This window comes from Pandoraea nosoerga, assembly GCF_902459585.1.
Taxonomy (GTDB): Bacteria; Pseudomonadota; Gammaproteobacteria; order Burkholderiales; family Burkholderiaceae; genus Pandoraea; species Pandoraea nosoerga.
In genome coordinates, this window is record NZ_CABPSC010000004.1 from 336,609 (window position 1) to 349,501 (window position 12,893).

The window sequence follows — 12,893 nt, forward strand, 5'->3', positions numbered from 1 at the left end:
GCGCCGATCCGAACGTCGATGCCCGCGAACCCGATGCCGTCGCCCCGTGCGTGAGCGTCGCGTACCGACAGGAGCTGCCATCTCACCATGTGGTCCTACATACTCAAACGATTGCTGATCATGATCCCGACGTTGCTCGGCGTGATCACGCTGACCTTCGTGGTCATCCAGTTCGTGCCGGGCGGGCCGGTCGAGCAGGTCATGCTCGAGCTCAAGGGGCGCGGCGGGGGCGGCGAGGCGAGCGGCGGTGGCGGCGGCAGCAACTATCGCGGACGTCACGGCATCGATGCGCAGCAGCTCGCCCAGATCAAGGCGCTATATGGTTTCGACAAGACGCCCATGGAGCGTTACTGGCTCATGCTCAAGCGCTTCGCGAAATTCGACCTCGGGCAGAGCTATTTCCATCACCGGAGCGTCTGGTCGCTGATCGTCTCGAAGCTGCCCGTGTCGATCTCGCTCGGCTTGTGGACGTTCTTCCTCACCTACCTCATATCGGTGCCGCTGGGCATCGCCAAGGCGGTGCGCAACGGCTCGCGCTTCGACATGCTCACGAGTCTGGTCGTCCTCGTCGGCTACGCGATCCCAGGCTTCGTGCTCGGCGTGCTGTTGCTGGTGCTGTTCGGCGGCGGCACGTTCTGGCAGCTCTTCCCGCTGCGTGAGCTCGTGTCGGACAACTGGAGTGAGCTGTCGTGGCCCGCGAAGATCGCCGACTATCTGTGGCATATCACGCTGCCGGTCACGGCGTCGGTGGTGGGCAGTTTCGCCGTCGTCACCATGCTCACCAAGAACGCGTTCCTCGACGAGATCCGCCGTCAATACGTGCTGACCGCGCGCGCCAAAGGGCTCTCTGAGCGCAAGGTCTTGTTCAAGCACGTATTCCGCAATGCGCTGATCCCGCTCATCACCGGTTTTCCGGCGGCCTTCATCGGTGCGTTCTTTGCGGGCAGCCTGCTCATCGAAACGCTGTTCTCGCTCGACGGGCTAGGCCGGCTGTCTTACGAGTCGGTGCAGCGCCGCGACTACCCGGTCGTGCTCGGCTCGCTGTATCTGTTCACGCTCATCGGGCTGATCACCAAGCTCGTTTCCGACCTGTGCTACGTGCTGGTCGATCCGCGCATTCAATTCGATCGACTGGAGCACTGACGTGACCCGATTCGCCACGCCACAGCAGCACCCGTCGTCGCCCCTGCATTCGCCGCCCTCGCGCTCGCCGCGCTGGCGCGTATGGCGGCGCTTTCGCAGCCACCGGCTGGGCTACTGGAGCCTCGTCGCGTTCGTGGTGCTGTTCGGCATCAGCCTGTTCGCCGAGGTCATCGCCAACGACAAGCCGTGGGTCGTCCGCTACGAAGGGCAGTGGTACTTCCCGCTCGTCAAGACGTACCCCGAATCGACCTTCGGCGGCGATTTCCCCACGCCGACCGATTACCTCGATCCGTTTATCGAAGAACGCATTCGCGCGGGCGAGAACTTCGCGATCTACCCGCCGGTGCGCTATCACTACGACACCATCAATTACTTCTCCAAGGCGCCGAATCCCGCGCCGCCTTCGCGCGAGAACTGGCTGGGCACGGACGACCGCGGGCGCGATGTCTTCTCCCGCCTGCTCTACGGCTTCCGGCTGTCCGTGATCTTCGCGCTGGCGCTCACCGTCTCGGGCACGCTGCTCGGCGTGCTCGCCGGCGCGGTGCAGGGCTTTTACGGCGGGCGCATCGATCTCACGCTGCAGCGCCTCATCGAAATCTGGGGCTCGCTGCCGGAGCTGTATCTGCTGATCATCTTCGCGTCGATCTTCGAGCCGCACCTGTGGTTGCTGTTCGTGCTGCTCTCGCTGTTCGGCTGGATCGGACTGTCGGACTACGTGCGCGCCGAATTCCTGCGCAACCGGCAACTCGACTACGTGCGTGCCGCGCGCGCGATGGGGCTCTCGAACTGGCAGATCATTCGCCGCCATGTACTGCCCAACAGCATGACGCCTGTCATCACCTTCCTGCCGTTTCGCATGAGCGGTGCGATCCTCGCGCTCACGAGCCTCGACTTTCTCGGCCTCGGCGTGCCGCCGCCCACGCCGAGCCTCGGCGAACTGCTCAATCAGGGCAAGGCGAATCTGGACGCCTGGTGGATCTCGCTCGCCACGTTCGTCGTGCTCGTCCTCACGCTGTTGCTGCTCACGTTCATGGGCGATGCGCTGCGCAATGCCCTGGACACGCGCGTGGCCGACAAGCAGGCTGCGGCCGGGGGGGCGATGTGAGCACCCCGTTGCTGAGTATCGAAAATCTGTCGGTGCGCTTCGGTGATACCGAAGCGGTGAAGAACGTGAGCCTTGCCATCGGGCGCGGCGAACGCGTGGCGCTCGTCGGCGAATCGGGATCGGGCAAGAGCGTGACGGCCCTGGCGATTCTGCGGCTGCTGCAGGACGCGCAGGTGCAGGGGCGCATTGTGCTCGACGGCGAGGATCTCGCGTCGCTGAGCGAGCGCTCGATGCGAGGCGTGCGCGGCAACGACGTCGCGATGATCTTCCAGGAGCCGATGACCGCGCTCAATCCGCTGTATCCGATCGGCGAGCAGATCGCCGAAGCGCTGGTGCTGCACGAAGGGCTCGGCGCGAAGGATGCCAGGGCGCGCGCCGTGGAACTGCTGCGCCGCACGGGCATTCCCGAGCCGGAGCGGCGCGTGGCGCACTTCCCGCACGAGCTCTCCGGCGGGCAGCGGCAGCGCGCCATGATCGCGATGGCGCTCGCTTGCCGGCCGAAGCTGCTGCTGGCCGACGAACCGACCACGGCCCTCGACGTGACGATCCGGGCGCAGATCATCGAGTTGCTGCTCGAGCTGCAACGCGACGCCGCCGAGAAGCGCGGCATGGCAGTGCTGCTCATCACGCACGACCTGAATCTGGTGCGCCGCTTCGCGCAGCGCGTGGCGGTCATGGAGAAGGGCGTGCTCGTCGAATGCGCGGACACGCAGACGCTGTTCTCCGATCCGCAACATCCGTACACGCGGCGGCTGATCGACAGCCGGCCGCAGCGCGAGATTCACCCGGTGTTGCCGATCGCGCCGGTGCTGCTCGAGGCGCGCGGCGTGGCGGTGGACTATGCGAGCGCGCAGCCGGGCGTGCGCGGCTGGTTCCGGCGTGGACGGTTCCGGGCCGTGCATCCGGTCGATCTGGCGCTGCGGCAGGGCGAGACGCTGGGTGTCGTGGGCGAGTCGGGCTCGGGCAAGTCGACGCTGGCGATGGCCCTGCTCGGGCTGCAACGCACGAGCGCAGGGCAAATCGAGTTTCAGGGCGAGCCGCTCTCGGCGTATCGTGGCGCGGCGCGGCGCACGCTGCGCTCGCGCATGCAGATCGTCTTTCAGGACCCGTTCGGCTCACTCTCGCCGCGCATGACCATCGAGGAGATCGTGGGCGAGGGGCTGGCGCTGCATCGCCCGCAACTGACCGAGGACGAGCGCCGTGCGCGCGTGGCTGACGTGCTGCGCGAAGTCGGCATCGATGCGCGCGCCATGTCGCGGTATCCGCATGAGTTCTCGGGCGGTCAGCGGCAGCGGATTGCCATTGCGCGCGCGCTTGTCGTCGATCCGCAGATTCTCGTGCTCGACGAGCCGACGAGCGCGCTCGACGTCTCGATTCAGCAGCAGGTGCTCCATCTGCTCGCGCAACTGCAGATCAAGTACAACCTCAGCTACCTCTTCATCAGTCACGATCTGGCCGTCATGCGCGCCATGGCGCACCGCGTGCTGGTGTTCAAGGACGGGCGTCTGGTGGAGCAGGGCGACACGGAATCGGTATTTTTTGATCCGCAGAACGATTACACGCGCGAGCTGGTCGCGGCAGCCATGCTCTAGGGGCGTGACGCAAGAGGCATAAGGGCGAAACGTCGTGCAACGTCGGGAAACGTCGGTTAAATCGCAAAACCTTGATTGTTAATGAAAATTTTCCGATTGTGTTGATTGTTTTTTTCTATTACCTTTTGACATCATGTGACGTTCACATTACTATCGCGTACCAATTAAGTTGAATATTCAACGAGTTAACGCGTCAAGTTAAGACGCCGGTTCGGTGGCAGGTCCGCCGGGCGCGACTCGAAGGTGTTCGACACGGCAGCCTCCTGTTACACCTGACGAGCTACTCATCGGCCTACCGACACACACGACCCGGCGACCAATGCAGACGATCCCTCCGCGCACCCGCAAGACACTCCTTCTCGCGTTCACTGCCGCTGGCCTCGTTACCGCTTCGTTGACGGCGAAGGCTGACGATTACAACAACGGCCCGACGGCCGCCGCCCGTGCCGCTGCCGCCGCCAACCAGGCCGCCAGCGCTTCCCCGTCTTCTTCGCTTTCCCCGTCTTCCTCGTCTTCCTCCACGCTCAATACCGCCGCGGACGCGCCACAGGCCGTCGCGGAAGCGTCGCGTGTGCAACGCGCGCAAAAGCTGCTGTCGAACGTGACGGACAAGGCCTCGGACGTCGTGCTCGGCGCGCTCAACTACATCGGCGTGCGCTACAAATACGGCGGCAATACGCCGGACAGCGGTCTGGATTGCAGCGGCTTCGTGCGTTATGTGTTCCAGGACACGCTCAATTTCGTGCTGCCGCGCCGCTCGGAAGAGATGAGTCAGGTGGGCGAGCGCATCGCCAAGACGGACCTGAAGCCGGGCGATCTGGTGTTCTTCAATACGATGCGCCGCAGCTTCTCGCACGTGGGCATCTACATCGGCGGCGACAAGTTCGTGCACGCGCCGGCCACCGGCGGCAAGATCCGCGTGGAAGACCTGCGCGAATCGTACTGGTCGGCTCGCTACAACGGCGCGCGTCGCGTCGAGACGCTCAAGGCCAGCGCCGAACTCTCTCGCGTCGAGCAACTGTTCAAGAACGATCATCCGATGTAAGCGAGCGTGCCGCGCGCCAGCGGGGTCGCCACAAAGGACAATGCCGCCCTCGGGCGGCATTTCTTTTTGGGGGGAGGCCGGCCCCTCCGCCTTTGCGCGGGCCCGCCTCATGTCGCATCAGCGAGCGGCCTGCTGCGCGCTGCTTGCCGTCGCGCGCGATTGTGCTTCGGCGAGCTTGCGCTGGATTTCCGGCCACATCCTGGCGACGGCTTCCTCGCCGGCCAGGATCGCACGGTTGCGGCCCTGGAAGTCCGAGGCGCTCATTTTCGCCAGCGACGGGCGAATCACCACATCCGCGTTCTTCTCCAGTTCGTACTGCTTGATCGACTGTCCCATGATCGTGAACGTCTGCATCAGAATGTCGAACTGGCCCTGTGTCGCCTGCACCGCGGGATTGGCCGAGATGTCGACGGCAATCACGAAATCGGCGCCCATCTGGCGGGCATACTCGGCCGGCACGGGAGCTACGAGGCCGCCGTCCACATAGTCGCGCGAACCGATATGCACGGGCTCGAACACGCCGGGCACGCTGCTCGAGGCCCGCACCGCCTGGCCGGTATTGCCGCGGCGGAACAGAATCGGCGCGCCGCTCTGCAGGTCGGTGGCCACGATGCCCAACTGGCGCGGCATCTGCTCGATCGTCCGGTCCTTGAGCACCTTGTTGACGTAAGACTGCAGCGCCTCGCCGCGCAACATGCCGCGCGAGCGAAACGGCATCGTCCAGTCGCTGATCGACGCCTCGTCCATCGTCGCGGCAAGACGGTTGAGCTGGAAGCCGTTCAGGCCGGACGCGTACATCGCGCCCACCACGCTGCCCGCGCTGGTGCCGACGACAATGTCCGCATGGACGCCGCGCGCCTCCAGCGCCTTGATCACGCCCACGTGTGCGAAGCCACGCGCGGCCCCGCCGCCCAGCGCGAGGCCGATCTTGAGCGGACGCACGATTTTCGGCGGTGCGCCAGGAACGCTCGGTGTGGCGGGCGGGACCTGCGCGACGGGCGGCGAGGTCGGTGCGCCGGACGACGTGTCGACCGGCGGTGCGCTGGCGCAGCCCGCCAGGATGACGGCCGCGGCGAGCGCGCTCAGCGTGGTGCGAAACGCGGCGGTTCCCTTGGTGACCGGCGGCGCGGCCTCGGCAGGCGAGACCGCGCGCGAGGCAGCAGGGGGCAAACCGGATAACAGGGCGGACGGCCGGACGGACCTTTGGGTGGACGGCAAGGCGGACGGCAAGGCGGGGGTGTCGCCAGCGGACGGGTGGTCCGCACGGCGCACGAATCGAAGCAGCGACAGCAAGGGGGAGAACTCCAACAGGGCAGGACAAACGCGTGCGGCGCCGTTCATCGTTCGGATATCGGGCTGCCGCTTGGCGTCGACGCGCAATTTTACGGCGATTGGAGCGCCGCGGGCGCATATCAGTTCACTTTTGGAGAGGGGCATCGAAGCGCGGTAACACGTCGTGGAACCTTTGTGGCGGTCGCCCGTCTTATCCCCCGCGACTGCCGTGGTGGTGTTTTCCGTATCCGGCACCCCCCCGCCACCCCCGCAGCCCCTGCAGCCATGCTGCCGAGGCGGCCCGCCGGCGGCGTTTTCCGTGCCGCCGACCATGCGCGACGCACAACCGCGGGCTCCGGCGCGGTGCCACCATCGCGCGTCCTGCTCACGCCCCGCCCGTTTCTCACCAGTTTCTGGCTTCGCGCATCTTCCCGAACCGAATAGTGAACATCGAAAATAATGCGAATGGGAATCATTTGCGTTGAAGATGATTTTTCATTATGCTGTTCCCTCCTACGAAACCATGATTGCGGGGGAATGGCCCATGAAGGCGAAGACGATCGGACAATTGGCGCGACTGACGGTGCTCGGCACTGCAATGGCCGCCGCGTTCGGTGCACAGGCGCAGAGCAACGGCGTGCTGAATCTGTACTCTGCGCGTCACTATCAGACCGATGAACAGCTCTACGGCACGTTCACCAAGCAGACCGGCATCAAGATCAACCGGATCGAGGCGGACGACGCGGCATTGCTCGAGCGTCTGAAGAGCGAAGGGGCCAAGAGCCCCGCCGACGTGATCCTGATGGTCGACGCCGCGCGTCTTGCGAAGGCCGACGAAGCGGGCCTGTTCCAGCCGACCCGCTCGGCGACGCTCGACGCGCGCATTCCCGCCAAGCTGCACGCCGCGAGCACCCCCTCGGGCACCGACTGGTATGGCTTTTCCACGCGCGCTCGCGTAATCGTCTACAACAAGGAGAAGGTCGATCCGAAGTCGGTGCAGACCTATGCGTCGCTCGCCGATCCGAAGCACAAGGGTCAGGTGTGCACACGCTCGGGTTCGCATCCGTACATGCTCTCGCTCGTCGGTGCGTTGATCGCTCGCGATGGTGCGCAGGCCACGCAGAAGTGGGCCGAAGGCATGGTCGCCAATTTCGCGCGCGCACCGCGCGGCGGCGACACCGACCAGATCAAGGCCGTTGCGACGGGCGAGTGCGGCGTGGCGCTCGCGAACTCGTACTACTACGTGCGCATGGCGCGCTCGGAGAAGCCCGAAGACAAGGCGCTGATGTCGAAAGTCGGTTTCATCTGGCCCGATCAGGCAGGCAAGGGTACGCACGTGAACGTAGCCGGCGCCGGCATTGCGAAGCATGCGCCGAACCACGCGAATGCCGTCAAGTTCCTGGAGTATCTGGCGAGCGACGAAGCGCAGCAATATTTCGCCAACGGCAACAACGAGTGGCCGGCGGTGCCGACGACGAAGGTCGACAACCCGGCGCTCGCTTCGCTCGGCGAATTCAAGGCTGAAGACGTGCCCATCGGCACGATCGCCAAGAATCTGCCGGAAGCGCAGCGCATTCTTGATCGCGCCGGCTACAAATAAGGCGACGTTCGCCGTTCGGCCGGAAGTCGCCGCGAGCGACTTCCGCTGGCTGTCCGGCGCACGGGATACGCCTCTCGTGCGCGATGGGGCGATGCACCGGAAAAAAGGGGCACCGAAATTTCGGTGCCCCTTCTGCGTTGTGGAGACCGCACGCCGTTTTACTGCGTGCGCGCGTGCGTCGAGAGCCGATATCAGTCGACGTCGTCGCCGGGTTGATACATGTGGTAGTCGCCCGTGGCATAGACGCCCTTGTACTGCGCAGGCGGCTCCTCGCCGTGATTGTCGTGATCGGCAGGATGTGTCTCGGCAATGCGCAGGGACTCGCGAACCTGCGGCGGCTCGCACTCGGCGATCAGACGCAGCGCTTCGGCTTCGTCGTCGGCCACGACGTCGTAGGTGGTCACGAATTCGGGCGCCGGGCCGTCGGGATCCTCGTCTTCCAGCGGCTCGTACCACTGGCCCTCGACGATCAGATGCATGGCCCGCGCCGTATCTGATTGCGCTTCACGTGCCGCGCGCAGCGCCCACAGGGCGGAGTCGCTCCATTTGTAGCACTGCACGGCCTGCAGGGCGACTTCCAGCGCCTTGCCATTGTCGCCGGCCTGCTTGTGGGCGAGCGAGAGTTCGGCCAGCACGTCGGCCATCGACACGTTGCTGCCTTCCTCGTCATGTTCGGCGTTGTGCAGCGTCTGGTACGTGTCGATCGCTGCCTGCGGTTCGCCCTGCGCGTTGAACAGATGCATGCGCAGGGCGATGGCGTTCTCGATGAAGGCGCGTCCGGCTTGCGCGAGATGCGGACTTTCCAGCACGCGATCCAGACGCGTTTGCGCGGCCGCGTAGTCGCCGTGGCGCGCAAGGGCGTTGGCGTGGTTGAAGTCGACGATCACCAGATCTTCGGCCGGCGCGCAATTGGCGGCGGCCTCATAGGCCTCGATGGCGGCCGGGAAGCGCCCGAGGTCGGAGCGGTAGTTGCCGAGCAGTTGCCATAGCAGCCAGACGCCCGGTGCATGCGCGACGCCGGCTTCGAGCACGGCAACCGCCTGTTCCATCTCGTCCATGTCGGCATAGGCCATGGCCTGCACCTCGTAGGCGCCCGAGTACTGCATCGACTCGAGCCGTTTGCCGATTTCCAGCGCGGACTCGGGGTCGCCGGCTTCGAGGTGGGCAAAGGCTTCCGCCATCAAATCATCTTGCTCGGACATTGCAAATTCTCCTTCGGGAACGGCAGGGGAGCGTGCCGGCGGCCAGCGCGCGGTACGTCCCATCATATAACAGTCGCCATGACGAGCCGCGTCGCGACGCTGGCGGGGGGGCGCCATCGTCCAACGAAGAAGACGGCGGATGACGCGGGGCGGGCGAGCATATTGGGCGTCGGCGCGGACGCCATGAAAAAAGCCGCGACGCGTCGCGGCTTTTTTCGTTCGATGCGCGAGGCGGAATCAGCCGCCGCGACGCATCAGGTCGAAGAACTCGGCGTTGTTCTTCGTCTGCTTGATCTTGCCAAGCAGGAATTCCATTGCCTCGGCCTCGTCCATGTCGTAGATGAGCTTGCGCAGCACCCAGATCTTTTGCAGGATTTCCGGCTTGATGAGCAGCTCTTCGCGGCGCGTGCCCGATTTGTTCAGGTTGATCGCCGGGTAGACGCGCTTTTCCGCGAGGCGGCGCTCCAGATGCACTTCCATGTTGCCGGTGCCCTTGAATTCCTCGTAGATCACGTCGTCCATGCGGCTGCCCGTTTCGATGAGCGCCGTGGCGATGATCGTGAGCGAGCCGCCTTCTTCGACATTGCGCGCCGCACCGAAGAAGCGCTTCGGGCGCTGCAGCGCGTTGGCGTCCACACCGCCGGTGAGCACCTTGCCCGAGGCCGGAATCACCGTGTTGTAGGCGCGCGCCAGACGCGTGATCGAGTCGAGCAGAATCACCACGTCCTCTTTCATTTCGATCAGGCGCTTGGCCTTCTCGATCACCATTTCAGCGACCTGCACGTGGCGCGTGGCGGGTTCGTCGAACGTCGACGCGATCACTTCGCCGCGCACCGAACGCTGCATTTCCGTCACTTCTTCAGGGCGCTCGTCGATGAGCAGCACGAACAGCTTGGCTTCCGGGTGGTTGGCGGTGATGGCGTGCGCAATGTGCTGCAGCATCACCGTCTTGCCGGACTTCGGCGAGGCGACCAGCAGGCCGCGCTGGCCCTTGCCGATCGGAGCGATCATGTCGATGATGCGGCCCGTCACGTTCTCTTCGCCGCGAATGTCGCGCTCGAGCAGCAGCGGCTTGTTCGGGTGCAGCGGCGTGAGGTTCTCGAACATGATCTTGTGTTTCGAGGCCTCGGGCGGATGACCGTTGACTTTGTCGACCTTCACCAGCGCGAAATAGCGCTCGCCGTCCTTCGGCGTGCGCACTTCCCCTTCGATCGTGTCCCCGGTGTGCAGGTTGAAGCGGCGGATCTGCGACGGGCTGATATAGATATCGTCCGTGCTGGCCAGATACGACGTCTCGGGCGAGCGCAGGAAACCGAAGCCGTCCGGCAGCACTTCGAGCGTACCGTCGCCAAAGATGGTTTCGCCGGACTTTGCGCGCTTCTTCAGAATGGCGAACATCAGCTCCTGCTTGCGAAGGCGGTTTGCGTTCTCGATCTCGAGACCGTTCGCCATTTCAAGCAGTTCGGAGACGTGCTGGGACTTTAGTTCGGATAAATGCATACGGAGGTGCCGTCCACTGGACGACAAGTGAAGGATCAGGGAAAAGTGAGCGAACGCTCGAAGAACTTTGGGATGCTTTTGGCCGGATTATATAGCAAGCAGCGTCGGGCGCAAGCATTGCGCCGCGTGCTCGCCGCCGGGGTGTCGCACTGCGGCGACATGGGCCCCGGCGGTTGCCGTCGAGCCGGGATTACAGGTGGCTGTCGAGGAATGCCGTCAGTTGCGACTTCGACAGGGCGCCGACCTTCTGCGCGGCCACCGCGCCGTTCTTGAACAGGATCAGCGTGGGAATGCCGCGAATGCCGAACTTGCCCGGGGTGCCCTGGTTTTCATCGACGTTCAGCTTGGCGATCTGGACCTTGTCGCCGTAGTCGTTGGCCACTTCTTCCAGGATCGGGGCGATCATCTTGCACGGGCCGCACCACTCTGCCCAGAAATCGAGAAGCACCGGCTTGTCGGACTTGAGAACGTCCGCGTCGAAGCTGGCATCGGAAATATGTTTGATGTTGTCGCTCATGAGTGTTGTTGCCTCGTCTGACTATTCGGAAACGCCGGGTGAAAACGCTCGCCTTCACCGGCGCTGGAGATGTCGCCCGGCCGGAGGCCTTCGCGTGCATTCTCCATATGGAGGCTGCAATCGCAGGCTTCAATAGCACCTGCCAATGCAGTTTGTGCTCATCTTAGCGGAAATCGCAAACCCTTGCGCGCGCCGGGCCACGCGCGTGGCAGGCCTTTCGGGCCGGGATTGTCGTGCAATGCGCGGGAAATAGGCTTCTGCTCACGCGTCGACTCTGGTAGAATCTGTCGCTGACGGGCCTCCTCGCATGGCGGCGCGGCCAATCTGGTCAGGTCGGGAACGAAGCAGCCACAACCGTTTTCTGCCAGTGCCGAGGGTCAGGCTCGTCACCTATTCCCTTGTTTTATCGATGTTCTCCGCGCGTTCTGCGCAATTTCATCCTTCTCGCTCGATGGCGCCGGCGCCATGGACGCCTTAGGCGCGACCGGCAGGCATTGGCCTGCGGCCACGGCATTGCCCCGCCCCGCGGGCGATCGCCTCGATAGCGCGCCCGCGCCTCGCGTGGGACAAAACGGCTTGGTAGAATCGCCCAACATTTTTTTCTATCGCGCCGATAGCCCTCGCATTTTGTGCCCGGATGCCGTCCGATAGGGCGTCGACGTCGGGGCGGACGCCCACCGCCGAACTGTTACAATTTGGCATGACCTATCAAGTACTCGCGCGCAAATGGCGCCCCAAAGGCTTCTCGACCCTGGTGGGCCAGGAGCATGTCGTGCGTGCGTTGACGCACGCGCTCGAGCAACAGCGTCTGCATCACGCCTATCTGTTTACCGGTACGCGCGGCGTCGGCAAGACTACGTTGTCGCGCATTCTGGCCAAGGCGCTCAATTGCGAGACGGGGATCACGGCAGCGCCGTGCGGGGTGTGCAAGGCGTGCCGCGCCATCGACGAGGGCCGTTTCGTCGACTACGTCGAAATGGACGCAGCGTCCAACCGCGGCGTCGACGAGATGACGTCGCTGCTGGAAAAGGCGGTCTACGCGCCGGCTGACGCGCGCTTCAAGGTCTACATGATCGACGAAGTGCACATGCTCACCGGGCACGCTTTCAACGCGATGCTCAAGACGCTCGAGGAGCCGCCCGCGCACGTCAAGTTCATTCTGGCGACGACCGATCCGCAGAAGATTCCAGTCACCGTGCTCTCGCGCTGCCTGCAATTCAACCTGAAGCAGATGCCGGCGGGCCATATCGTGTCGCATCTGACGAATATTCTCGGCGAAGAGGGCATCGAGAACGAGCCACAGGCGCTGCGCCTGCTCGCCAAGGCGGCGGGCGGCAGCATGCGCGACGCGCTCTCGCTCACCGATCAGGCCATCGCCTATGCGGCCGGCCCGCTCACCGAGTCGGCCGTGCGCGGCATGCTTGGGGCCATCGACCAGAGCGTGCTCGTGCGCCTGCTCGACGCGCTCAAGGACGAATCCCGCACCGATTTGCTGGCGATCGCCGACGAAATGGCCGAGCGCAGCTTTTCGTTTGCCGCCGGATTGCAGGATCTCGGCAGTTTGCTGCACAAAATTGCATTGGCGCAGTTCGCGCCGCAGGCGGTCTCCGACGACTGGCCGGAAGCGGCGGACGTGCGTCGTCTGGCCGAGGCTTTCTCGCCGGAAGCGGTTCAGCTTTACTACCAGATCGCCACGCGCGCGCGCGGCGAACTCGGCCTCGCGCCCGACGAATACACCGGTTTTTCGATGGCCTTGCTGCGCATGGCGGCATTCACGCCGTTGCTCGCCGGCGGCACGCTGGCCGAGCCGCCGACGCCGCAGACTGCGGGCGCCACGCGTCCGTCGACCGCGGCTTCGCCGCGTGCGTCGACGGGCGGGCCGGCGCGTTCGGCCCCGCCCGCGGGCACGCCGCATTC

Annotated in this window: 10 protein-coding genes and 1 other RNA gene; 7 read left to right on the forward strand and 4 right to left on the reverse strand. The window is 64.7% G+C overall.

What is annotated here, in order from left to right; translation table 11 throughout:
- Positions 1-87 precede the first annotated feature (87 nt).
- The 4 genes from PNO31109_RS08335 to PNO31109_RS08350 all read left to right on the forward strand — a co-directional run bounded on the left by PNO31109_RS08335 (position 88) and on the right by PNO31109_RS08350 (position 4,885).
- Complete coding sequence (locus tag PNO31109_RS08335) at positions 88-1,143, forward strand: microcin C ABC transporter permease YejB (protein WP_150555122.1); 1,056 nt, start codon at positions 88-90, stop codon at positions 1,141-1,143.
- A 1-nt stretch (position 1,144) separates the two neighbouring features.
- Positions 1,145-2,248, forward strand: a complete 1,104-nt coding sequence (locus tag PNO31109_RS08340) for an ABC transporter permease (RefSeq protein WP_370749962.1) — start codon at positions 1,145-1,147, stop codon at positions 2,246-2,248.
- Positions 2,245-3,840, forward strand: a complete 1,596-nt coding sequence (locus tag PNO31109_RS08345; protein WP_150555123.1) for an ABC transporter ATP-binding protein — start codon at positions 2,245-2,247, stop codon at positions 3,838-3,840. The genes PNO31109_RS08340 and PNO31109_RS08345 overlap by 4 nt, the downstream gene beginning before the upstream one ends.
- A gap of 319 nt (positions 3,841-4,159) precedes the next feature.
- On the forward strand, positions 4,160-4,885 hold the full coding sequence (locus tag PNO31109_RS08350) for a C40 family peptidase (RefSeq protein WP_150555124.1): 726 nt from the start codon (positions 4,160-4,162) through the stop codon (positions 4,883-4,885).
- 117 nt (positions 4,886-5,002) lie between these two features.
- Here PNO31109_RS08350 and PNO31109_RS08355 read toward each other — a convergent pair whose 3' ends face one another.
- The gene (locus PNO31109_RS08355) at positions 5,003-5,971 is read right to left on the reverse strand and encodes a patatin-like phospholipase family protein (protein ID WP_370749973.1); all 969 of its coding nucleotides are present in this window, start codon (positions 5,969-5,971) and stop codon (positions 5,003-5,005) included.
- Between the two features lie 730 nt (positions 5,972-6,701).
- On the opposite strand from PNO31109_RS08355, the gene PNO31109_RS08360 reads away from it, so the two are divergent.
- Positions 6,702-7,757 (forward strand): Fe(3+) ABC transporter substrate-binding protein, encoded by a 1,056-nt coding sequence (locus PNO31109_RS08360; protein WP_150555125.1) that lies wholly within the window; start codon positions 6,702-6,704, stop codon positions 7,755-7,757.
- Positions 7,758-7,948: 191 nt separating this feature from the next.
- On the opposite strand, the gene PNO31109_RS08365 is transcribed toward PNO31109_RS08360, so the two are convergent.
- The 3 genes from PNO31109_RS08365 to trxA all read right to left on the reverse strand — a co-directional run bounded on the left by PNO31109_RS08365 (position 7,949) and on the right by trxA (position 10,976).
- A complete protein-coding gene (locus PNO31109_RS08365) occupies positions 7,949-8,959 on the reverse strand; it encodes a hypothetical protein (RefSeq protein WP_150555126.1) in 1,011 nt (336 codons plus the stop codon).
- A 237-nt stretch (positions 8,960-9,196) separates the two neighbouring features.
- Positions 9,197-10,459 (reverse strand): transcription termination factor Rho, encoded by a 1,263-nt coding sequence (gene rho / locus PNO31109_RS08370; protein ID WP_023596554.1) that lies wholly within the window; start codon positions 10,457-10,459, stop codon positions 9,197-9,199.
- Positions 10,460-10,649: 190 nt separating this feature from the next.
- On the reverse strand, positions 10,650-10,976 hold the full coding sequence (gene trxA / locus PNO31109_RS08375) for a thioredoxin TrxA (protein ID WP_150555127.1): 327 nt from the start codon (positions 10,974-10,976) through the stop codon (positions 10,650-10,652).
- A 292-nt stretch (positions 10,977-11,268) separates the two neighbouring features.
- On the opposite strand from trxA, the gene ffs reads away from it, so the two are divergent.
- Positions 11,269-11,367, forward strand: an RNA gene (ffs, locus tag PNO31109_RS08380) — signal recognition particle sRNA small type.
- A gap of 309 nt (positions 11,368-11,676) precedes the next feature.
- Positions 11,677-12,893 (forward strand): DNA polymerase III subunit gamma/tau (dnaX, locus tag PNO31109_RS08385; RefSeq protein WP_150555128.1); only part of this gene is annotated, 1,217 nt, incomplete at its 3' end.